This window comes from Streptomyces sp. NPDC006326 (assembly GCF_040612915.1).
In the GTDB taxonomy this organism is placed as follows: Bacteria; Actinomycetota; Actinomycetes; order Streptomycetales; family Streptomycetaceae; genus Streptomyces.
The window spans coordinates 1-21,123 of record NZ_JBEXRC010000022.1; the positions used below are offsets into that span (position 1 = coordinate 1).

Genomic DNA, 21,123 nt, shown 5'->3' on the forward strand with positions numbered 1-21,123 from the left:
GGTGGGCCGGGCCGTCAAGGGCGCTCCTTCGTCGCGTCGCTTCGCGATGGCCTGCAGCCCCCCTTGACCGCCCGGCCCGCCCCGGAAAGACAAAGACTGCCGGGAAGCCCCCGGGGAATGGCCGGGGGTACGGGTTCGGAGCGGGCCCGTCGGCGATGCCGGGGCCGTTTCCCGCCGCCGGTTCTTCGTTCGGGGCCGACCGCCCTCCTGTTCCGGGTTCAGCCCGGGTCAAGCTGCAGATGGCGACGATGAGATGACCATCGGGGGCCGACCGGGGCCACCAGCGCCTCAGATCGCTACGCGCTCCTCCCGGCTTGGCGTCCGACGACCGTCCGTGGCCGCTGTGGGGGCCGGCCCGCGAGACGTGCAGGTGGGGTGGGGACACTGCGGTGGTGAGTCGAGGATGAGCGGTCACCGCCGCGTCCGTTCGCGATCCCGCGAGGATCCGCGAGCCGAGACGAACTTCCGGAGTGGCACCACCCCGCCACAGGACGCTCCCGGGCAACGACACCGAAGCCGGCGGAGCCCGCCCCGGCCGCAGGCCGGCCCCGGGCAGCGACACCACGCCCGGCGGAGCCCCCGGGGCGCTAGGCCAGGGCCTCCCGCCACGTGGCCACCGCCGACGCGGAGACCGGGGCCGACCAGCCCGAGGGCCTGGCCGCGCCTCCGATGTGGAAGCCGTCCACCCCCGCCCCGAGCAGCACCGGCAGGTGCGACAGCTCCAGCCCCCCGCCCACCAGCAGCCGCGCCCCGTACCCCGGCTCCCCCCGCCGCCCCGCCTCGGCCACCAGCACCGGCAGCCCCGCCCCGACCCCCTCCGCCGACCCGGCCGTCAGGTAGGTGTCCAGCCCCGGCAGCTCCGCGAGGGACTTCCGCAGCTGGTCCCGGTCCGCCGCCCGGTCGATCGCCCGGTGGAAGGTCCACCGGCAGCCCCCCAGCTCCCCCAGCACCGCCTCGATCGCCGCCAGGTCGGCCGCGCCGTCCGGCTTCAGGAACCCGAGGACGAACTCCTCCGCCCCCTCCGCCCGCAGCTCCCGCGCCTGCTCGACGAGGAGGTCGACGGGACCGGCGGCGAACCCGTCCGTCCTGCGGAGCATCACGCGCAGCGGGATGTCGACCGCCGCCCTGACCGCCGCGAAGGTCTCGCGCGACGGGGTGAGCCCGTCGGCGGCCATGTCGGTGACCAGTTCAAGACGGTCCGCCCCACCCGCCTGGGCCGCGACCGCGTCCTCCACGTCGAGGGCGATCACCTCCAGGACTGCACGGTTGCTCATGGGCCCCACTCCTCCGGAAAGCTGCTGGTACGAAAAATAGGTCTAGTCCAATATTTAGAGTACGGGCCCCTGCCCACCCACCACCAGCACAATCACGCCGCCCGCAGAATGTGCCCATGGACACCGCGACCGCAGACCTCCGCGCCCGCTGGGCCGCCACCACCGCCGCCGCCGGCGCCGACCCCGGCCTCGACCCCGCCCCCTACGCCGACCGGCTCCTCACCGCCTGGGCCGAGCCCCAGCGCCGGTACCACACCACCGCCCACCTGGCGGACGTCCTCGCCCGGATCGACGTCCTCGCCCCGCACGCCGCCGACCCCGCCGCCGTCGAACTCGCCGCCTGGTTCCACGACGCCGTCTACCGCCCCGACCGCTCCGAGAACGAGGAGCGCAGCGCCGCCCTCGCCGAGCGGGCCCTGCCCGAACTCGGCATCGACGCGGCCCGCACCGCCGAGGTGGCCCGCCTCGTACGGCTCACCGTCACCCACGACCCCGCCTCCGGCGACACCAACGGCGAGGTGCTGTGCGACGCGGACCTGGCCGTCCTGGCGGGTGGCCCGGAGGCGTACGCCGCGTACACCGCCGCCGTCCGCGCCGAGTACGGCTTCGTCCCCGACGACGCCTTCCGTACCGGCCGGGCCGCCGTCCTGCGCCAGCTGCTGGACCTGCCCCGCCTCTTCCGGACCCCGCACGGCACCGCCCACTGGGAGGCCCCGGCCCGGCACAACCTGGCCGCGGAGCTCGCACGCCTCACCGGCCCCGGGGAATGAGATCCCTTTCGCGGCGGTTCGGCAGAGACATGCCCCCCGCCTCCGCCCGCTCCCGCATGCCCCTCGCCGTCTACGTCCTCGGCCTGTCCGTCTTCGCCCTCGGCACCAGTGAGTTCATGCTCTCCGGGCTGCTGCCCCCCATCGCCGGGGACATGGGCGTCACCATCCCGCAGGCAGGCCTGCTGATATCCGCCTTCGCGATCGGCATGGTCGTCGGCGCGCCCCTGCTGGCCGTGGCCACCCTGCGCCTCCCGCGCCGCACCACCCTCATCTGCCTCATCAGCCTCTTCGGCCTCGGGCAGGTCGCGGGCGCGCTGGCTCCCTCGTACGCGCTCCTCTTCGCCTCCCGCGTCGTCTCGGCGCTCGCCTGCGCCGGCTTCTGGGCGGTCGGCGCGGCCGTCGCCATCGCCATGGTCCGGCAGAACCAGCGCGCCCGGGCCATGGCCGTCATGATCGGCGGCCTGTCCATCGCCAACGTCCTCGGCGTCCCCGCAGGCGCCTTCCTCGGCGAGCACCTGGGCTGGCGTTCCGCGTTCTGGTCGGTCGGCGCGGCCTCGGCGGTCGCGCTCGCCGGCATCGTCGCGCTCATCCCGAGGATCCCGCTGCCCGCCGAGCGGCCGTCACCGGTACGCGAGCTGCGCATCTACCGCGACCGGCAGGTGTGGCTCTCCATCGGCGTCACGGCCCTCGCGGCGGGCGGCGTGTTCTGCGCCTTCAGCTACCTCTCGCCGCTGCTCACGGACGTCGCCGGGCTGGACTCCGGCTGGGTGCCGTGGGTGCTGGCGCTGTTCGGGGTGGGTGCGCTGGCCGGTACGACGGTGGGCGGCCGGTTCGCGGACGCGCACCTGTTCGGGGTGATGCTGTGGGGCATCACCGCCTCCACGCTCTTCCTCGTGGCGCTGGCCCTGCTGGCCTCGTCGGCGGCCGCCGCCGTCGGGCTCTCGTTCCTGATCGGGTTCTCGACCTTCTTCACCGCGCCCGCGCTCAACGCCCGCATGTTCAACGTCGCGGGCGCGGCCCCGACCCTGGCCGGAGCCACCACCACGGCCGCGTTCAACCTGGGCAACACCGGCGGCCCGTGGCTCGGAGGTACGGTCATCGCCGCCGGCCACGGCTTCGCGGCCACCGCCTGGGCCGGATCCGCGATGACGCTCACCGCGATCGGCCTGGGCGCGGTCGCCCTCCGCCTGGAGCGGCGTACGCCGCCGTCCCCGACCCGCATCGTCGCCTCGTCACCCGCCCGCCCGACACCGGCGGACCGCGTCACCACGGGTACGTGAACCACTGCGAGTGCCCCTGACGACCCCCCAGGCGCGGTCCCCGCGCCGCCCCGCTCCCGGCGGCTACGCCGGGCGGCCCTTCGGGCGGCGCAGGCCCGCCGCCGTCAGGCGGCGGACCAGTTCCTTGCTGCCGACCTCCACCGCGCCCGCGTCCACCGCGTCCGCGTACCGGTCCTCGGGGACGTCGTAGTGGTCGCCGTCGAAGGCCCGCGGCGGGCAGCCGATCTTCGCCGCGAAGGCGTGCAGTTCCTCCACCGAGAGGTCGCTGACCATGTGCGACCACATGCGGCCGTGGCCCGGCCACGTGGGCGGGTCGATGTAGATCGTCACCGGCGGCTCACCGGCCGAAGACGGGGCCGAGGCCGCCCACCGCGGCGACCTTCACTCCCGCCTTCCCGCACACCCAGTGCGGATCGGGTCCGAGTTCGGGTTCGACGTCCAGCGCGTGCGGATCGCCGTGCGAGCAGACCGGGCACAGCGGCCAGCGCCCGTACTTCTCCAGCAGTGCGTCCTGTACGTCCTGGGCGACGAGTCCGGCGAGGTAGTCGACCCCCTCCGGCCACTGCTCCACCCACCACCGGCGGTGCATGACCGAGTCCTCGACGAGGGAGACGACATCGGCCTCGGCGACCTCGCCCGCGACGAGATCGGCGAGTACCAGGGCACGGGCGGCGTGCAGCGCCTGTTCCAGGGGGGTCGCGTGGTCCATGGGGCCATTGTGAACCCGCACCGGCCGGGTGGTGAAGGTCGGTCGGTCCCCGCCCGGCGGCTTGCCGCTCCGAGGTTTCCGAAAATAGATTTCACACATGAGTGAGGTCATGAAGGAAAGTTTCGCCGAGGCGTTCACCGCCCGCACCCCGCTGCACGCCCGCGTCCGCGCGCTCGCCCCCTCCATGACCCGCTCCGTGCTGGCCGTCGCGGAGGCCGTCGCCGCCGACCCGGCCGGGTGCGCCCGGCTCACCGTCACCGCCCTGGCCGAGCACACCGGCACCAGCGAGGCCACCGTCGTCCGCGCCGCCCGCCTCCTCGGCTATCCGGGCTACCGCGACCTGCGCCTGGCCCTCGCCGCGCTCGCCGCGCAGCAGGAATCCGGCGCCGCGCCCGCCGTCACCGTCGACATAACCGTCGACGACCCCCTCCCCGACGTGGTCGCCAAGCTGGCCCGCGAGGAGGCCCAGACCCTCGCCGACACGGCGGCCGGGCTCGACCTCGCCGCGCTCGCCGCCGCCGTCACCGCGCTCGCGACGGCCCGCCGGATCGACATCTACGGCGTCGGCGCCTCGGCGCTCGTCGGCCAGGACCTGGCGCAGAAGCTCCAGCGCATCGGGCTCCTCGCCCTCGCCCATGCCGACCCGCACCTGGCCGTCACCAACGCCGTCCAGCTCCGTCCGGGCGACGCCGCCGTCGCGATCACCCACTCGGGCGCCACCGGTGACGTGATCGACCCCCTCCGTACGGCCTTCGAGCGCGGCGCCACCACCATCGCGCTGACCGGCCGCCCGCAGTCCCCCGTCACCCGGCACGCCGACCACGTGCTGACCACCTCCGCCGCCCGCGAGAGCCGGCTGCGTCCGGCCGCCATGTCCAGCCGCACCAGCCAGCTCCTCGTCGTGGACTGCCTGTTCGTCGCCGTCGCGCAGCAGACGTACGAGACCGCCGCGCCCGCCCTCGCCGCCTCCTACGAGGCACTCGCCCCCCGCCACCGCCCCACCAGCCGCCAGGAGCAACGCCCATGACCGCGTACGCCGACCTCCGCGCCCAGCTCGCGGCCCTGACCACCGAGGCCTTCCGCCCCGAACTGGCCGAGATCGACCGCCTCCCCACCCTGGAACTCGCCCGCCTCATGAACGCCGAGGACGCCACCGTCCCGGCCGCGGTGGCCGGCCAGCTGCCCCGGATCGCCGCCGCGATCGACGCCATCGCGCCCCGCATGGCCCGCGGCGGGCGGCTCGTCTACGCGGGCGCCGGCACTGCCGGCCGCATCGGCGTGCTCGACGCCAGCGAATGCCCGCCCACCTTCAACACCCACCCGGCCCAGGTCGTCGGCCTGATCGCGGGCGGCCCCTCCGCGATGCTCCGGGCCGTCGAAGGCGCCGAGGACTCCGCCGAGCTCGCCGAAGCCGACCTCATCGCCCTGGACCTGGGCGCCGACGACACCGTCGTCGGCATCTCCGCCTCCGGCCGCACCCCCTACGCGGTCGGCGCCATCGGCTTCGCCCGTACGCGCGGTGCGCTCACTGTCGGTCTGGCCTGCAACGCCGGCTCCGCGCTCGCCGCGGCCGCCGAACACGGCATCGAGGTCGTCGTCGGCCCGGAGCTGCTGACCGGCTCCACCCGCCTGAAGGCCGGCACCGCGCAGAAGCTCGTCCTGAACCTCATCTCGACGCTCACCATGATCCGGCTCGGGAAGACGTACGGGAACCTGATGGTCGACCTCCGCGCCACCAACGACAAGCTCCGCGCCCGCTCCCGCCACATCCTGGCCCTCGCCACCGGCGCCCCCGACGAGGAGATCGAGGCCGCGCTCACCGCCACCCGCGGCGAGGTCAAGCAGGCCCTCCTCGTCCTCCTCGGCGGTGTCGACGGACCGACCGCCGCCGCCCTGCTCACCGCCGCGGACGGCCATCTCCGCGCGGCCCTCGACCGCACCCCGCAGGCCCCCTGACCGCACCGCCCGGCAGCACCCCGCACGCCTCCCGACCCCACGGTTCCCCTCCCCCGGTTCCCTCACGGCAAGGCGACCCTCACATGAGCACAGACAAGAACCGCGCCACCGCCGCCGCGCTCCTCCCCCTGGTCGGCGGCCCCCACAACATCGCCTCCATCGCCCACTGCATGACCCGGCTGCGCCTGGCCCTGCACGACCGCTCGCTGGTCGACGACACGGCGCTGCGGGCGCTGCCCGGGGTGCTGGGCGTGGTCGAGGACGCCGACACCTACCAGATCGTGCTGGGCCCAGGCACCGTGGCCCGCGTGACCCCGGAGTTCGAGGCCCTGGTCGAGGAGGGCCGGGCCGCAGCCCCGCCCCTGCCGGTCACCGCCGCGGAACTCGCCGAGCGGGGAGCCGCGTTGAAGGAAGCGCAGAAGGCCCGCAACAGCACCCCCTTCAAGCTGTTCCTGCGCCGCGTGGCGAACGTCTTCGTGCCGCTGATCCCGGCGCTGATCGGCTGCGGCATCATCGCCGGGCTGAACGGCGTACTGGTGAACACGGGCCGGCTGCCCGCCGTGGCCCCGGCGCTCGCCGCCCTCGCCTCCGGCTTCATGTCGCTGATCGCGGTCTTCGTCGGCCACAACACCGCGAAGGAGTTCGGCGGTACGCCCGTCCTCGGCGGCGCGGTCGCCGCGATCATCGTCTTCCCGGGCGTCGCCAAGGTGGATGCTTTTGGCCAACATCTCTCCCCCGGCCAGGGCGGCGTCCTCGGCGCCCTCGCGGCCGCGCTGCTGGCCGTCCACGTGGAGAAGTGGTGCCGCCGGTGGGTTCCGGAGGCGGTGGACGTCCTGGTCACCCCCACCCTCACCGTCCTGGTCGCGGGCCTGGTCACCCTGTTCGGCCTGATGTTCCTCGCCGGCGAGGTCTCCACCGCCATCGGTACGTCCGCCCACTGGCTGCTCGCCCGCGGCGGCGCCTTCGCGGGCCTGGTCCTGGGCGGGCTGTTCCTCCCGCTGGTGATGCTCGGCCTGCACCAGGCGCTGATCCCGATCCACACCACCCTGATCGAGCAGTCCGGCTACACGGTCCTGCTGCCGATCCTGGCCATGGCGGGTGCGGGCCAGGTGGGGGCCGCCCTCGCCGTCTACTGCCGGCTGCCGCGGAACCGCTCCCTGCGGACGACCATCAAGTCGGCCCTGCCCGCGGGCTTCCTGGGCGTCGGCGAACCGCTGATCTACGGGGTCTCCCTCCCGCTCGGCCGCCCCTTCGTCACCGCCTGCGCCGGCGGCGCGGCGGGCGGAGCCTTCGTCGGCCTCTTCCACCAGCTCGGCGTCACCTTCGGCTCCACGGCCATCGGCCCGTCCGGCTGGGCGCTGTTCCCGCTGCTCGACGGCACGGCGGGCCTGGGCCTGAGCCTCGCCATCTACGCGGGCGGCCTCGGCGTCGGCTACCTGGCCGGCTTCGTCGCCACCTACTTCTTCGGCTTCACCCGGCAGATGCTGACCGACCTGAACACGGACGCCGAAAACACGGATCCGGCCACCGTCCAACCGGCGCAGGGGCCCGCTATGGCCAAAATCTAGGGCGAACGGAGAGACTTTCCGGATGGAGTTCCCCGCCGACGCCGTTGCCGCCACCGCCCTGATCGAGGTCGTACGCCTCACCGAGCGCCCGCAACGGTTCGGCGATCCCGTCACCGGGAGCCGCCTCGCCTCCTGGACCGCCAAGGACGCCTCCGAGGCGCTCGCGCTGCTCTCCTCCATGGAGCCGGGCGGGCGCCGCGCCTGCCCGGCCCCGGGCTTCGGCCTGCGCGTCTACGACGCCGTGGAGGAGCTCCTGTTCGAGATGGTCTTCTGCTTCAGCTGCGACCGCACCTGGCTCTGGGGCCCCGCCGTCCCGCCCGACCTCACCCTCGGCGCAGAGCCCGACGCACTCCTGTCCCACTTCCACGACGCCGCATGATGGGCGCATGACCGACATACCCCCCGTGGTTGCGCCGGGCCGCCTGGCCGCCCTCGCACAGCCGTCCTTCGCCCTCCCGGGCGGACTCGTCCTGCGGCCCTGGGCCGCGCAGGACGCCCCGGCGCTGGTACAGGCCTGCCTGGACCCGGACATCCGGCACTGGAACCGCCCCGGGCTGCTGTCACCGGAGCAGGCGCGGGAGCGCATCGCCGCGTGGGAGGACCGCCGCCTGGCCGAACGGGCCGTGATGTGGGCCGTGGCACCGGCCGAAGGCGGCCTGCCCGTCGGGCTGATCGGGCTCGCCGACTTCGATCTGCCGGGTGGCAGCGCGGAGTTCCTCTACTGGCTGCTCCCGGCCGGCCGCGGCAGCGGCGCGATGGCCCCGGCCGTGGACCGGGTCAGCAGCTGGGCCTTCGAGGAGCTCGGCCTGCACCGGCTGCGCATCACCCACTCCGTGGCCAACCCGGCCTCGTGCCGGATCGCGGCCAAGGCCGGCTTCCCCCTGGAGGGCACCATGCGGGGCGCCCTCCTCCACGCGGACGGCTGGCACGACGAGCACCTGCACGCCCGCCTCCGCACGGACCCGGTACCGCCGCCCGCTCAGGCCGCCCGGGACGCGGTGCGCAGGAAGGTCACCAGGTCGTCGGTGCTGTAGCCGAGCTTCGGCGCCCGCTCCGCCGCCATCAGCAGCAACTGCCCGACGATCTCGGCGCCCCAGCCGTCCGTGCCGTCCTGCGACCACTCCCACAGCTTCTCGATCCCCAGGTCGGCCATCACCAGCCCGTACCCCGCCCGGATCTCACCGCAGAGCTCCGCCACCGCGTCCAGCAACCGCGCCCCCGGCCGCTCGCACCGCATCCCGAAGCACCCGCCGACGTCCTCGACCACGCACCCCTTCGGCGGCCGCACCCGGATCGCCTCGTAGCGCGGCTCGTCCTCCTCCGACGAGCCGTCCACCGGGCAGTGGATGAGCGTGAACCGGTGCCACCCCGGCGGCGGGGGCGGCTGCGGCCGCCACGCCGTCAGCCCGAGCGCCTCCTGCACCAGGGCCGTCGCCTCGTCCGCCGTACCGGCCATCTCCCGCACCCGCCGTTCCCCGTCATCACCGACGGCCGTCCACAGACCACTGCGCGCGTCCTGCTCCGCCCGGACCGAAAGGCCCGTGCCCGGACGCCGCCACCCTTCCCCGACCAAGCCCTTCTCCAACCAGCACAGCTTCCAGGCCAGCTCGAACTCCCACCCCCGCGCCACCTCGAAGAACCCCTCCAGGGCGGCCTCGCACCGGGCCCGCTCGTCCCCGCTCACGGGTGCGCCCGCTCGTGGAGCACGGCGGCCAGTCGCAGCGCGGTGTCGAGGTTGCAGCGGCCGAGTTCGACCAGCGGCAGCCCGTACGTCCCCGCCGCGGACACCACGTCCACCCCGAGCGACGGGAGCACCACACCCACCCCGCTGAGCGCCAACTTCAGCTGTGCCACCGCCTCTTCGGCCGCTTGCAGCCGCTCCTTGGGGGAGAGCACCATGACATGTCACCTTTCTACTCTGAGTGTTCGTCTTCTGTACACAGAGTGGTGACGGGATGGATAGCCTTCAAGGACGAACCCGAAACAACCGGACCTGTTGGCCAGGGAGTTGCCATGGCAGGCAAGAGCCTCGACCCGTCCTCCTCGCCCCGCGCCCTGCTCGGCGCCGAACTCCGCGTCGCGCGCGAGCGCGCCGGCCTCAGCCAGGCCGAGTTGGGCGAACCCCTCTTCGTCAGCGGCTCGTTCATCGGCCAGCTCGAAGCGGGCACCCGCCGGATGCACATCGAATTCGCGCGGCAGATAGACGAGATCCTCCACACGGACGGGTTCTTTGTCCGCAACTGCAACGCGGCGGCCAAGTCCAAGTACCCGGATCACTTCGCCGCGGCAGCCGAGGCCGAAGCCCTCGCGACGGCGATCCGTGAATACGCACCGTTGATCGTGCCAGGGCTGCTCCAGACAGAGTCGTATGCGCGGGCCGTCTGCCGTGCCTATCAGCCGACTGCGACGACGGACGTCATTGACGAGCTCGTGACGAACCGGCTGGAGCGGGCTGCACTGCTCAATGAGCCAACAACGCCGATGTTGTGGTGTGTCCTTGACGAGGCGGTACTTCGGCGGCAAGTCGGTGGCCCGGCGGTCATGGCCGAGGTACTTCGGCACATCGCTGGTTTGATCCGGTCCCACCGGATCATCGTCCAGGTCCTCCCGTTCAGCCACGGTGCACATGCGTCCACAGGCGGCTCCATCAAGCTGATGTCCTTCGAGGACGCTCCCCCGCTCGCCTATTCTCAAGGCAATGGAACGGGCCTGCTGTTCGACGATCCTGCTGAGGTCGCCCGCCACTCCCTGACCTACGATCTGCTCACGGCTAGTGCGCTGCCACCACACGAATCACTGGCCCTGATCGAGTCTGTAGCGGAGGATTACGCGCATGACCAGCACGCCTGAGTACGACCTGTCAGCGGCCACCTGGCACAAGTCGAGCTACAGCGACGGCAGCGGCGGCGACTGCCTGGAGATGGCCACCTGGCGGAAGTCCACTCACAGCGGCGGCGACGGCGGCGAGTGCCTCGGAGTGGCCGACGGCCACCCGAACCTCGTCCCCGTCCGGGACTCCAAACAGCCCGAAGGCCCGCACGTGGTGTTCCACGCACGGGCCTGGGCGGAGTTCGTCGCGTCCCTCTGACCGGCCAGGTCACAGCCCGCCGGTGAACAGCAGCCGGTTCGGGCTGCCCAGGCTGATGCTGCTCACGATGTCCTTGGTGGACTCGCGCTCCAGGAAGTCGCTGACCTCAGCCGGGTCGGCGTTCGGGTGGGTCGCCTTGTAGAGGGCGGCCACACCCGTGACGTGCGGCGCGGCCATCGACGTACCGTCGAGGGCCATGCTGCCGCCGCCGAGCTTCGCGGAGACGATGTCCTGCCCGGGGGCGTAGAGGCTGAGGCACGTGCCGTAGTTGGAGAAGCTCGTCTCCTGGTCGTACTCGTCGGTCGCGCCGACCGCCACCACGCGCTGCGCCGAGGCGGGCGAGACGCCGCAGGCGTCCTGCGCGGAGTTGCCCGCCGCGAAGACCGGCAGGACGCCCGCGTCGGACAGGGCGGTGGCGGCGGTGTTGACCGCGTCCGACTTGGTGCCGCCGAGGGAGCCGTTCAGGACGGCGGGCTGGACCGCGTTCTCGGCCACCCAGTCCATGCCCGCGATGACGCCCGACCAGGTGCCGCTGCCGTCGCAGCCGAGGACACGGACGCTGACCAGGTGCGCGTTGCGCGCCACCCCGTACGTCGCACCGGCGACCGTACCCGCGACGTGCGTGCCGTGGCCCTGGCAGTCCAGCCCGTTGCGGCCGTCGCCGATCGCGTCGAAGCCCGGCTCGGCACGTCCGCCGAACTCGGTGTGCGTGTAGTCGATGCCGGTGTCGAGGATGTACGCGGTCACCCCGGCCCCGTTGCCCAGCGGGGCGAAGCTGTTGTCGAGCGGCAGTGCGCTCTGGTCGATGCGGTCCAGGCCCCACGAGGCGGCGGGCGCCCGCAGGCCGGGCGCCTTGGTCGGCACCGGTACGGACTGGACCGCCGCGTCCTCCTCGACCGACTTCACCCCCGCGGTGCTGCGGACGGTCGCCAGCTGCGCCGCGGTCATCGATACCGCGAAGCCGTTCATCGCCGAGGTGTAGACGAACGACGGCTTCAGGCCCAGCTGCTGCGCGGCCACCGCACCGTCCACCCCCTTCTCCAGGGAGACGATGTACTGGCCGGGCACGGCGTTCGGCGAGGTGTACAGCGGCGCCGGGGTCGGCTCCGGGCCGGCGGCGGAGGCCGTACCGGCCGCGAGTGGGAGCGCGGTGAGGAGGACGGCCGTGGCCAGACGTGCGAGCAGGCGCATGGAGGTGACTCCCTGAAGGAGAGGGGGGCTCGGCATGGGTGAGGCCGCCTCCACGACGGCGCGTGTCCGTCCGTCCTGGTGCGGCCTTTCCTTCCATCGGGTTGCGCCCCGGTGCGGCTTGACCCGCCGCCGCCCGCCCGGCCGGTCGTCCGCGGTCCGCGTCGGCCCGCGCCGCGCTGTCGCACACCCCGCGCAAGGGGGCGGGCCCTTGCGGGTCAAGGCCGTGCGGGCCCGTCATCCCCGGCCGGCCGGGCCCCGGGCACCTGCGCAAGATCACCCGTATGGTCCGCCCCCGGACCGGCGAGCGCACGGCCGGTGCGCTCCCCGTGCCCCCGCCACACCTGCGGACGTCGTTGACCGGCGGCGGCGCCGCGTGGTGGCCTCACCCCATGCGCCTGCCCCTGAGCCGAGTCCTGCCCGTGGCCCTCGCCGTCCTGGCCGCCGTCGCCTGCCTGCCCGTGTCCGCGGCAACCGCCTCCGTGCGCGGACCCGTGCCGTACGTCTTCCCCGTCGACCACCCGACGTACATCGTCACCGTGCGGAGGGACCTGGACCCGGCCGAGGTGGCGGGGCTGGTCGGGGTCACGCCGGTGCACGTGTTCCGCTCCGCCCTGCACGGCTTCGCCGCCCGGCTCTCCCCCGCCCAGGTCGCGGCGCTGGAGGTGCTGCCGGGCGTGGAGTCCATCGAGGAGGACGGCACCGCCTCCCCGGGCTGGACGTTCTAGGCCGGATCAGCCGCGGGCGGCCTCGACGAAGGCACGGATCAGGTCCGGGGACTTCACGCCGCGGGAGCTCTCGACGCCGCTGGAGACGTCCACGCCCCAGGCGCCGGTGGTCTCCACGGCCTCGCGGACGTTGCCCGGGTTCAGGCCGCCGGCCAGCAGCCAGTGGCCCGCCGGGGCGGTGAACTCCTGCGAGGCCCAGTTCCAGGGCTTGCCGGAGCCGGGGTCGGGGGCGTCGATCAGGAGCAGGTCCTCGCCGAACTCCCCGCACCGGGCGACGTGCAGGGCGGTGGCCCGCAGCAGGGTGCGGCCCTCGGCGCGCAGGGCGTCGTAATACTCGGGGCCCTCGTCGCCGTGCAGCTGTACGCCGCGCACGCCGCTCTCCTCGGTCAGCCGCCGGACCTCGTCCACGGACTGCCCGCGGAACACCCCGACGGTGAGCACCCCGCCCGGCACCCGCGCGGCGAGCTCCCGCGCGGCGCCGGCGTCGACCGTCCGGGGGCTGCCGGGGGCGAACACGAACCCGACGGCGTCGGCCCCGGCCTCGACGGCGGTGTCGACGTCCCGCGCGGTCTTCAGCCCGCAGATCTTGACGAAGGGTGCCCTGCTCTCGCTCATGCCCCCAGTCAAGCAAAACCCCCCGTTCGGTGCCGAGCCGTCTCGGCACCCGGGCGCGGCCCCCCACGCGCCGCTAGCCTGGGACGAGGCTCATACCCGGCGGGCAGCACGCCACGGCGGAGGACGACGGTGACGATCATGATCGAACGGGCCACACCGATACAGCACGCGGCACCGCCGACCTTCGAGACCCTCCTGCGCACCGTCGAGGAGATGGACACGCCAGACGGCTTCAAGGCCGAGCTCATCCGGGGGAAGATCATCGTTTCACCGTGGTCCAAGCTGCGCTACTCCCGTCGCATGCGCGTACTGCGCGAGCAGCTTCAGGCCCACGTTCCGGACGGGCACTTCGCGGATACCTCCCCTTTCCTCTTCCGGTTCCCCACGGCAGAGCGCGGCTACGGACCGGACCTTACGTCGCGGATGAGTCCGCCTTCGACGAGGAAGGCCGGCACGCGGACGGCGCGGCCCTGTCGCTGGTCGGCGAGTTCACCTCCCTCTCCACCCATGACGCCGACTGGAACGAGAAGCTGGACGTGTACGGCCGGCTCGTACCGGTCTACCTGGTGATCGACATGGAGGCTTCCGAGATCACCTGCTTCTGGGACCCCTCCCCGCACGGCTACCGCTCCCGCACGACGGTCTCCTTCGGCGAGGACCTGCACGTCCCGAAGCCCTTCGACTGCGTGCTCGACACGAGCGGGTTCTGACGCAGGCCGGGCCGTCGCGGGGAGGCGTACGCGAAGCGGCGCCGACGGCCGCGGCGGCCGACGGGCGGTGAAACGCCCGAGGGCGGCACCCCCCGTACGGGGAGTACCGCCCTCGGTCGAGAACAGCCGATCAGCCGGGGCCGATCAGAAGTCCATGTCACCGCCCGGCATGCCGCCCGGAGCGGCGGCGGCCTTCTCCGGCTTGTCGGCGATGACGGCCTCGGTGGTCAGGAACAGCGCGGCGATCGACGCGGCGTTCTGCAGGGCGGAGCGCGTGACCTTCGCCGGGTCGATGATGCCCTCGGCGATCATGTCGACGTACTCGCCGGAAGCGGCGTTCAGGCCGTGACCGACGGGCAGGTTGCGCACCTTCTCGACGACGACGCCACCCTCAAGGCCACCGTTGACGGCGATCTGCTTGAGCGGGGCCTCCAGGGCGAGCTTCACGGCGTTGGCGCCGGTCGCCTCGTCACCCTCCAGCTCCAGCTTCTCGAAGACCGCGGAGGCCTGGAGCAGGGCCACGCCACCACCGGCGACGATGCCCTCCTCGACGGCCGCCTTCGCGTTGCGCACGGCGTCCTCGATGCGGTGCTTGCGCTCCTTGAGCTCGACCTCGGTCGCGGCACCGGCCTTGATGACGGCCACGCCGCCGGCCAGCTTCGCGAGGCGCTCCTGGAGCTTCTCGCGGTCGTAGTCCGAGTCGGAGTTCTCGATCTCGGCGCGGATCTGGTTGACGCGACCCTGGACCTGGTCGCTGTCACCGGCACCGTCGACGATCGTGGTCTCGTCCTTGGTGATGACGACCTTGCGGGCGCGGCCGAGCAGGTCGAGGCCCGCGTTCTCCAGCTTGAGGCCGACCTCCTCGGAGATGACCGTGCCGCCGGTGAGGATGGCGATGTCGCCGAGCATGGCCTTGCGACGGTCGCCGAAGCCCGGGGCCTTGACGGCGACGGACTTGAAGGTGCCGCGGATCTTGTTGACGACCAGGGTCGACAGGGCCTCGCCCTCGACGTCCTCGGCGATGATCAGCAGCGGCTTGCCGGACTGCATGACCTTCTCCAGCAGCGGAAGGAGGTCCTTCACGTTGCCGACCTTGGAGTTGACGATCAGGATGTACGGGTCGTCGAGCGACGCCTCCATACGCTCCATGTCGGTGGCGAAGTACGCCGAGATGTAGCCCTTGTCGAAGCGCATGCCCTCGGTGAGCTCCAGCTCCAGACCGAAGGTCTGGGACTCCTCGACGGTGATGACGCCTTCCTTGCCGACCTTGTCCATGGCCTCGGCGATGAGCTCGCCGATCTGGGTGTCAGCGGCGGAGATGGAGGCCGTGGAAGCGATCTGCTCCTTGGTCTCGACATCCTTCGCCTGCTCCAGCAGGGCGCCGGAGACGGCCTCGACGGCCTTCTCGATGCCACGCTTGAGGGCCATCGGGTTGGCGCCGGCGGCGACGTTGCGCAGGCCCTCGCGGACGAGCGCCTGGGCCAGCACGGTCGCGGTGGTCGTACCGTCGCCGGCGACGTCGTCCGTCTTCTTGGCGACTTCCTTGACCAGCTCGGCGCCGATCTTCTCGTACGGGTCCTCGAGCTCGATCTCCTTGGCGATGGAGACACCATCGTTGGTGATCGTGGGGGCGCCCCACTTCTTCTCAAGGACGACGTTGCGACCCTTGGGGCCAAGGGTGACCTTGACGGCGTCGGCGAGCTGGTTCATCCCGCGCTCGAGACCGCGCCGGGCCTCCTCGTCGAACGCAATGATCTTGGCCATCTGAAGTGGTCCTCCAGGACTGGGGTTCCCCCTGCGCCGCGAGGCGCGAGGGGAGGGTTGGATTGCTCCGGACCGCGCCCGCGCCCGCGACGGACGGCCTGCGTGCCCGGCGGTTCCTTCCCGCCGGACCCTGCGGGCCTCACCGACCCGGTCCTGTGTAGTAGCACTCTCAGCACGAGAGTGCTAACGCCAATGATTAGCACTCGACCCCCGCGAGTGCAAGCGGCTCAGCCCAACCCGGACCCGTGCGGCCCGCAACCCCGGACACGCACGAGGGCCCGCATCCCGGTCGGGGATGCGGGCCCTCGTGCGTGTGCGTCGGTGGTCGATCGCGCCGGGACTAGACGGCGAGCTTGACCATGTCCGCCTGCGGACCCTTCTGGCCCTGCGAGATCTCGAACTCGACCCGCTGACCCTCTTCAAGGGTGCGGTACCCGTCCATCTGGATGGCGCTGTAGTGGACGAACACATCCGCACCACCGTCGACCGCGATGAAGCCGTAGCCCTTCTCCGCGTTGAACCACTTGACGGTGCCCTGAGCCATGCCTAACTCCCCTATTACTGGCCCTTGCGCAGGACCGCACTTCGCGGTCCCGGGTCAGAACTTGCGCCGGAACGCCTCGACCGCGGCTGAATGTATCTGCACCGGTGCTGTGAGCAACAGGTCAATCCGACGAGAAATCTGGTCACGCAGATACATTGAAATAGAGTGAAAATTTGGCATCTACCCGGGCAACTCGGGCCCGACAAATCTCGCCAAAGCCCCATACCACGCGTGCATATTGACTCAATGTCAACCCTCACGCGACCCGCTCATATGCGGCGGGCAAGAACAGCGGAAGGGACTTCCCCAACTCTAGCGCGCCCAACCAAGCAGAATTACCCCCTCCGCTTATTAACGGAGGGGGTAATTACGGTTGCGCGTGTCAGCAGCCGCCGGCCACGGCGGGGATGATCGAGACCCCGGCGCCGTCCGGCGTGGCCGCCTGCAGGCCGCCCTCGAAGCGCACGTCGTCGTCGTTGACGTACACGTTCACGAAGCGGCGCAGCTTGCCCTGGTCGTCCAGGATGCGCGCCCCGATGCCCGGGTGGTTCTTCTCCAGCGACTCGATGACCTCGGCCAGGGTCGCGCCCTCGGCGGGAACCTCGGCCTGGCCGGCGGTGTAGGTGCGCAGGATGGTGGGGATGCGGACGTTGACGCTCATGGCGCTACTGCCTTTCCGGGGTACGGGGGGAGAGGGTCAGGCCAGGCCGGCGGCGCGGAACGCGTCCAGGCTGGGGCGGATGGTGGCGGTCTGACCGCTGTCCGCGGCCACCGCCTCCAGGGTCTTGAGGCCGTCACCGGTGTTCAGGACCACGGTGGTCAGCGCCGGGTCGAGCAGCCCGTTCTCGATGAGCTTCTTCGTCACGCCGACGGTCACGCCGCCCGCGGTCTCGGCGAAGATGCCCTCGGTCTGCGCGAGGATCTTGATGGCCTCGACGACCTGCTCGTCGTTGACGTCCTCCACGTAACCGCCGGTGCGGCGCGCGATGTCCAGGACGTACGGGCCGTCGGCCGGGTTGCCGATGGCGAGCGACTTGGCGATGGTGTTCGGCTTCTGCGGGCGGACCACGTCGTGACCGGCCTTGAAGGCGGTCGACACGGGCGAGCAGCCCTCGGCCTGGGCGCCGAAGATCTTGTACGGCTTGTCCTCGACCAGGCCGAGCTTGATCAGCTCCTGGAGACCCTTGTCGATCTTCGTCAGCTGCGAGCCGGACGCGATCGGGATGACGAGCTGGTCGGGCAGCCGCCAGCCGAGCTGCTCGCAGATCTCGTACGCGAGCGTCTTGGAGCCCTCGCCGTAGTAGGGGCGCAGGTTGACGTTGACGAAGCCCCAGCCCTCGCCCAGCGGGTCGCCGATGAGCTCGGAGCAGAAGCGGTTGACGTCGTCGTAGTTGCCCTCGATGCCGACCAGGTCGCCGCCGTACACCCCGGCCATGACGACCTTGCCCTGCTCCAGGTCGTGCGGGATGAACACGCACGAGCGGAAGCCGGCCCGGGCGGCCGCGGCGCCGACGGCGCCGGCCAGGTTGCCGGTGGAGGAGCAGGACAGCGTGGTGAAGCCGAAGGCGCGGGCCGCCTCGACGGCGATGGCCACGACGCGGTCCTTGAAGGAGTGCGTCGGGTTGCCGGAGTCGTCCTTGACGTAGAGCTTGCCGGTGACGCCGAGCTCCTTGGCCAGGTTCTCGGCGTCGACGAGCTTGGTGAAGCCCGGGTTCAGGCTGGGCTTGGAGGCCACGTCGGCGGGGACGGGCAGCAGCGGGGCGTAGCGCCAGATGTTGTTCGGGCCGGCCTCGATCGCGGCGCGCAGGGCCTCGGGGTCACCGGTGGGGAGCTCGTAGGCGACCTCCAGCGGCCCGAAGCACTCGACGCACGCGAAGACGGGGCCCAGCTCGAAGCGGGTACCGCACTCACGACACGAGAGGCCGGTGGCAGGTCCGAGATCGACAGAGGTGGCAACAGTCTGTGCAGCCATGATGGCGAGGCCCTTTCTCCTCATCTTCCCCATGGCGCACTTCGCCATGAGACGGAATTGGCACCTTCCCTAGCCGGGGACCCCGCGGCGTGCGTATCGCATCGCGAGAACCGACTGGAGGGTTGCCGGGGCTTCAACGGGCCGTGTCCCTCTGCCCCTCTGGATGAGCGGTATGGCACCGGGCCGCGCGCTCTGTGGCGCACCCGGGCGTTTGTGCACGAGGACCCCCGGCATGCGGCGGTCCTTCGCGTTGTTCAAGACTGTAACCGAAGTGCCCGGGCGGGTGAGACGGCCGTCCGAACCGCGAGATGGATCACTTTTCGGCCGAATGGGCCGGACCCACCGAGGAATCAAGGAGTGCCGATCGTGCTGGAAGAGGTGGAGCGCTGGCTGGCGGACCGCTCCTGGTCCGCTGCCGACCGACCGCTCGACCAGCTGCTTTCCGCCAAACGGGCGGCGGGCACCACGGTCAGCGTGGTCCTGCCCGCCTTGGACGAGGAGGAGACGGTCGGCGCCATCGTCGAGGTGATCCGGCGCGATCTCATCGACGGACTGCCGCTCCCGCTCGTCGACGAGCTGCTGGTCGTCGACTCGGGTTCCACGGACCGGACGGCCGAGGTCGCGGCCGGGGCCGGCGCCCGCGTCGTGCACCGCGACGAGATCCTGCCGCGGATACCGGCCCTGCCCGGCAAGGGCGAGGTGCTGTGGCGCTCGCTGCTGGTGACCGGCGGGGACATCGTCTGCTTCGTGGACGCGGACCTGCGGGACTTCTCCTCCGCCTTCGTCTCCGGGATCGTCGGCCCGCTGCTGACCGAGCCCGGCGTGCAGTTCGTGAAGGCCATGTACGACCGCCCCCTGGGCACGGAGTTCCAGGGGCCCGCCTCCGGCAGGACCCCCGGCCAGGGGGGCCGGGTCACGGAGCTGGTGGCCCGGCCGCTGCTGAACCTGCACTGGCCGCAGCTGGCCGGCTTCGTGCAGCCGCTGGGCGGGGAGTACGCCGTACGCCGCTCCCTGCTGGAGCGCCTGCCGTTCCCCGTGGGCTACGGCGTGGAGCTGGGCCTGCTGGTGGACGCGCTGCACACGGTCGGGCTGGACGCGCTGGCCCAGGTGGACGTCGGCGTACGGCTGCACCGCCACCAGGACGGGCAGGCGCTGGGCCGGATGGCCGCGGCGATCTACCGCACGGCGCAGCTGCGGCTCTCCCGCGCCCATCTGGTCCGGCCGGAGCTCACCCAGTTCGAGCGGGGGCCGGAGGGGTTCGTGCCGCGCACGTACCCCGTGGACACGGAGGAGCGGCCGCCGATGAGGGAGATCAAGGAGTACGCGGGCCGCCGCGTGGCGTGAGGAACATCCACGTTTGAGCGGGGCGGCCCCCGGCTAGGTTGGCGGCATGGCTTCCCAGGTACTCGTTGCAGCGAACCGCGGCCCGCTCTCGTACGCCCTCGACGCCGAGGGCGCCCTTTCCGCCCGGCGCGGCGGCGGCGGACTCGTCTCCGGACTCTCCGCGGCCCTCGCGCAGCAGCCGGACACGCTGTGGATCTGCGCGGCCCTCTCGGAGGGGGACCGGGAGGCGGTCCGCCGGGGCGTGGCCGAGCCGGGGGTCCGGATGCTGGACATCGATCCCGAGGTGTACGACGGCGCGTACAACGGCATCGCCAACTCGGTGCTCTGGTTCACCCACCACCACCTGTACGACATCCCGCGCGAGCCGGTCTTCGACGCCGAGTTCCGGCGGCGGTGGGGCGCGTACACGGAGTACAACCGGGCCTTCGCGCAGGCCCTCGCGCAGGAGGCGGCGGAAGGGGCCTGCGTCCTGGTGCAGGACTACCAGCTGGCGCTCGTGCCGGGCCTGCTCCGGGAGCTGCGGCCGGACCTGCGGATCGCCCACTTCACGCACACCCCGTGGGCTTCGCCGGAGTTCCTGCGGATGCTGCCGGAGGACATCCGCACGCAGCTGCTGTGGGGGATGCTCGGGGCGGACCGGCTGGGGTTCCACACCCGGGAGTGGGCCGCCGACTTCGTACGGGGTGCGGGCATCGACGACGCGAGCGGGAGCGCCGAGGGGGTCTGGCCGAGCGGCGCCGACGCGCCCGGGGTGTGGCACCGCAAGGCGGCCCCGGACGGAAGCGGGCTGTCGGCGCGCCGGTTCACCGAGGTGGCGGCGTACCCCCTCGGGGTGGACGCGGACGAGCTGCGGGCGCTGGCGCACCGGCCCGAGGTGAACGACAAGCTGGCCGCGCTGCGGGCGGAGGTCGGCGACCTGAAGACGATCGTCCGGGTGGACCGCACGGAGCTGTCGAAGAACGTCCTGCGCGGGCTGCTCGCCTACCGGGAACTGCTGGCCGCGCACCCCGAGTGGCGCGGCCGGGTGGTGCACCTGGCCTCGGCGTACCCGTCCCGGCAGGACCTGGAGGTGTACCGCACGTACACGGCGGCGGTGCGGGAGCTCGCCGACGAGATCAACGCGGAATTCGGCGAGGAGGGCGGCTGGCAGCCGGTCCTGGTGTCGGTGCAGGACGACTTCGCGCGCTCGCTGGCGGCGTACCGGATGGCGGACGTGGCGCTGGTGAACCCGGTGCGGGACGGGATGAACCTGGTGGCGAAGGAGATCCCGGTGGTGTCGGAGGAGGGGTGTGTGCTGGTGCTGTCTACGGGGGCGGGGGCGTACGCGGAGCTCCGGTCGGACGCGCTGACGGTGAACCCGTACGACGTGACGGCGACGGCGGAGGCCCTGCACACGGCCCTGTCGATGCCGGCCGCGGAACGCGCGGAACGCACGAAGCGCCTCTCCACCGCGGCCACGGCCCTCCCCCCGTCCCAGTGGTTCGCCAACCAACTGACCGACCTCCGCACCGCCCCGTGAGGCCCGCCTCGGGCCACCGGCCCCGCCGGCGCTTGAGGCGCAGATCCGGGCGAACCCATACCAGCCCCGCCGGCGCTTGAGGCGCAGGTCCGGG

The 21,123-nt window shown here is 72.3% G+C and carries 24 protein-coding genes and 1 riboswitch; of the genes, 13 read left to right on the top strand and 11 right to left on the bottom strand.

The window, feature by feature from the left end; translation table 11 throughout:
- Positions 1 to 587 precede the first annotated feature (587 nt).
- A complete protein-coding gene (locus ABZ128_RS18460; protein ID WP_356849511.1) occupies positions 588 to 1,274 on the bottom strand; it encodes a copper homeostasis protein CutC in 687 nt (228 codons plus the stop codon).
- A 116-nt stretch (positions 1,275 to 1,390) separates the two neighbouring features.
- Here ABZ128_RS18460 and ABZ128_RS18465 point away from each other — a divergent pair, with 116 nt between their 5' ends.
- Both ABZ128_RS18465 and ABZ128_RS18470 read left to right on the top strand, forming a co-directional pair.
- Positions 1,391 to 2,044 carry a hypothetical protein gene (locus tag ABZ128_RS18465; protein ID WP_356849513.1) on the top strand — a complete coding sequence of 218 codons (654 nt, stop codon included), beginning with the start codon at positions 1,391 to 1,393 and terminating at the stop codon, positions 2,042 to 2,044.
- Positions 2,045 to 2,100: 56 nt separating this feature from the next.
- Entirely contained in the window at positions 2,101 to 3,324 is a 1,224-nt protein-coding gene (locus tag ABZ128_RS18470; RefSeq protein ID WP_356849666.1) for a Cmx/CmrA family chloramphenicol efflux MFS transporter, read from the top strand.
- Between the two features lie 63 nt (positions 3,325 to 3,387).
- Here the strand turns inward: ABZ128_RS18470 and ABZ128_RS18475 are convergent, their stop codons facing one another.
- Positions 3,388 to 3,654, bottom strand: a complete 267-nt coding sequence (locus ABZ128_RS18475) for a DUF4031 domain-containing protein (RefSeq protein WP_356849515.1) — start codon at positions 3,652 to 3,654, stop codon at positions 3,388 to 3,390.
- Positions 3,655 to 3,661: 7 nt separating this feature from the next.
- Positions 3,662 to 4,033 (bottom strand): hypothetical protein, encoded by a 372-nt coding sequence (locus ABZ128_RS18480; RefSeq protein ID WP_356849517.1) that lies wholly within the window; start codon positions 4,031 to 4,033, stop codon positions 3,662 to 3,664.
- Positions 4,034 to 4,130: 97 nt separating this feature from the next.
- Between ABZ128_RS18480 and ABZ128_RS18485 the strand changes: the two genes are divergently transcribed.
- The 5 genes from ABZ128_RS18485 (at position 4,131) to ABZ128_RS18505 (ending at position 8,591) form a co-directional block, all read left to right on the top strand.
- A complete protein-coding gene (locus ABZ128_RS18485) occupies positions 4,131 to 5,060 on the top strand; it encodes a MurR/RpiR family transcriptional regulator (protein ID WP_356849518.1) in 930 nt (309 codons plus the stop codon).
- Positions 5,057 to 5,989 (top strand): N-acetylmuramic acid 6-phosphate etherase, encoded by a 933-nt coding sequence (gene murQ / locus ABZ128_RS18490; protein ID WP_356849519.1) that lies wholly within the window; start codon positions 5,057 to 5,059, stop codon positions 5,987 to 5,989. Before ABZ128_RS18485 ends, murQ begins: the two co-directional genes overlap by 4 nt.
- An 83-nt stretch (positions 5,990 to 6,072) precedes the next feature.
- Positions 6,073 to 7,557 carry a PTS transporter subunit EIIC gene (locus ABZ128_RS18495; protein WP_356849520.1) on the top strand — a complete coding sequence of 495 codons (1,485 nt, stop codon included), beginning with the start codon at positions 6,073 to 6,075 and terminating at the stop codon, positions 7,555 to 7,557.
- 22 nt (positions 7,558 to 7,579) lie between these two features.
- Positions 7,580 to 7,936, top strand: a complete 357-nt coding sequence (locus tag ABZ128_RS18500; protein ID WP_356849522.1) for a hypothetical protein — start codon at positions 7,580 to 7,582, stop codon at positions 7,934 to 7,936.
- Between the two features lie 7 nt (positions 7,937 to 7,943).
- Positions 7,944 to 8,591, top strand: a complete 648-nt coding sequence (locus ABZ128_RS18505) for a GNAT family N-acetyltransferase (RefSeq protein ID WP_356849523.1) — start codon at positions 7,944 to 7,946, stop codon at positions 8,589 to 8,591.
- On the opposite strand, the gene ABZ128_RS18510 is transcribed toward ABZ128_RS18505, so the two are convergent.
- Positions 8,537 to 9,241: a hypothetical protein gene (locus tag ABZ128_RS18510; protein ID WP_356849525.1), complete on the bottom strand. Its 705-nt coding sequence runs from the start codon at positions 9,239 to 9,241 to the stop codon at positions 8,537 to 8,539. The two genes, ABZ128_RS18505 and ABZ128_RS18510, sit on opposite strands and share 55 nt — an antisense overlap.
- The gene (locus ABZ128_RS18515) at positions 9,238 to 9,456 is read right to left on the bottom strand and encodes a hypothetical protein (RefSeq protein ID WP_356849526.1); all 219 of its coding nucleotides are present in this window, start codon (positions 9,454 to 9,456) and stop codon (positions 9,238 to 9,240) included. The genes ABZ128_RS18510 and ABZ128_RS18515 overlap by 4 nt, the downstream gene beginning before the upstream one ends.
- 114 nt (positions 9,457 to 9,570) lie before the next feature.
- Here ABZ128_RS18515 and ABZ128_RS18520 point away from each other — a divergent pair, with 114 nt between their 5' ends.
- Positions 9,571 to 10,407, top strand: coding sequence for a helix-turn-helix transcriptional regulator (locus ABZ128_RS18520; protein WP_356849528.1), 837 nt, complete (start codon positions 9,571 to 9,573; stop codon positions 10,405 to 10,407).
- Positions 10,391 to 10,645 carry a DUF397 domain-containing protein gene (locus ABZ128_RS18525; RefSeq protein WP_356849529.1) on the top strand — a complete coding sequence of 85 codons (255 nt, stop codon included), beginning with the start codon at positions 10,391 to 10,393 and terminating at the stop codon, positions 10,643 to 10,645. Before ABZ128_RS18520 ends, ABZ128_RS18525 begins: the two co-directional genes overlap by 17 nt.
- Positions 10,646 to 10,654: 9 nt before the next feature.
- Here ABZ128_RS18525 and ABZ128_RS18530 read toward each other — a convergent pair whose 3' ends face one another.
- Positions 10,655 to 11,836, bottom strand: a complete 1,182-nt coding sequence (locus tag ABZ128_RS18530; RefSeq protein ID WP_356849531.1) for a S8 family peptidase — start codon at positions 11,834 to 11,836, stop codon at positions 10,655 to 10,657.
- Positions 11,837 to 12,225: 389 nt separating this feature from the next.
- On the opposite strand from ABZ128_RS18530, the gene ABZ128_RS18535 reads away from it, so the two are divergent.
- Entirely contained in the window at positions 12,226 to 12,561 is a 336-nt protein-coding gene (locus ABZ128_RS18535; protein ID WP_356849532.1) for a protease inhibitor I9 family protein, read from the top strand.
- A 6-nt stretch (positions 12,562 to 12,567) separates the two neighbouring features.
- Here the strand turns inward: ABZ128_RS18535 and ABZ128_RS18540 are convergent, their stop codons facing one another.
- Complete coding sequence (locus tag ABZ128_RS18540; protein ID WP_356849533.1) at positions 12,568 to 13,176, bottom strand: phosphoribosylanthranilate isomerase; 609 nt, start codon at positions 13,174 to 13,176, stop codon at positions 12,568 to 12,570.
- A 536-nt stretch (positions 13,177 to 13,712) separates the two neighbouring features.
- Here ABZ128_RS18540 and ABZ128_RS18545 point away from each other — a divergent pair.
- On the top strand, positions 13,713 to 13,886 hold the full coding sequence (locus ABZ128_RS18545; RefSeq protein WP_356849534.1) for a hypothetical protein: 174 nt from the start codon (positions 13,713 to 13,715) through the stop codon (positions 13,884 to 13,886).
- A gap of 144 nt (positions 13,887 to 14,030) precedes the next feature.
- Here ABZ128_RS18545 and groL read toward each other — a convergent pair whose 3' ends face one another.
- The 4 genes from groL to thrC all read right to left on the bottom strand — a co-directional run bounded on the left by groL (position 14,031) and on the right by thrC (position 18,166).
- Positions 14,031 to 15,650, bottom strand: a complete 1,620-nt coding sequence (gene groL / locus ABZ128_RS18550) for a chaperonin GroEL (protein ID WP_356849535.1) — start codon at positions 15,648 to 15,650, stop codon at positions 14,031 to 14,033.
- A 340-nt stretch (positions 15,651 to 15,990) separates the two neighbouring features.
- The gene (locus ABZ128_RS18555) at positions 15,991 to 16,194 is read right to left on the bottom strand and encodes a cold-shock protein (protein WP_005315736.1); all 204 of its coding nucleotides are present in this window, start codon (positions 16,192 to 16,194) and stop codon (positions 15,991 to 15,993) included.
- A gap of 382 nt (positions 16,195 to 16,576) precedes the next feature.
- Positions 16,577 to 16,855, bottom strand: coding sequence for a MoaD/ThiS family protein (locus ABZ128_RS18560; protein WP_356849537.1), 279 nt, complete (start codon positions 16,853 to 16,855; stop codon positions 16,577 to 16,579).
- 36 nt (positions 16,856 to 16,891) lie between these two features.
- On the bottom strand, positions 16,892 to 18,166 hold the full coding sequence (gene thrC / locus ABZ128_RS18565) for a threonine synthase (RefSeq protein WP_356849538.1): 1,275 nt from the start codon (positions 18,164 to 18,166) through the stop codon (positions 16,892 to 16,894).
- Positions 18,167 to 18,183: 17 nt separating this feature from the next.
- Positions 18,184 to 18,336, bottom strand: a riboswitch (SAM riboswitch).
- 196 nt (positions 18,337 to 18,532) lie between these two features.
- Between thrC and ABZ128_RS18570 the strand changes: the two genes are divergently transcribed.
- A complete protein-coding gene (locus ABZ128_RS18570; protein ID WP_356849539.1) occupies positions 18,533 to 19,510 on the top strand; it encodes a glucosyl-3-phosphoglycerate synthase in 978 nt (325 codons plus the stop codon).
- 46 nt (positions 19,511 to 19,556) lie between these two features.
- The gene (locus tag ABZ128_RS18575; protein ID WP_356849540.1) at positions 19,557 to 21,029 is read left to right on the top strand and encodes a trehalose-6-phosphate synthase; all 1,473 of its coding nucleotides are present in this window, start codon (positions 19,557 to 19,559) and stop codon (positions 21,027 to 21,029) included.
- Positions 21,030 to 21,123 lie beyond the last annotated feature (94 nt).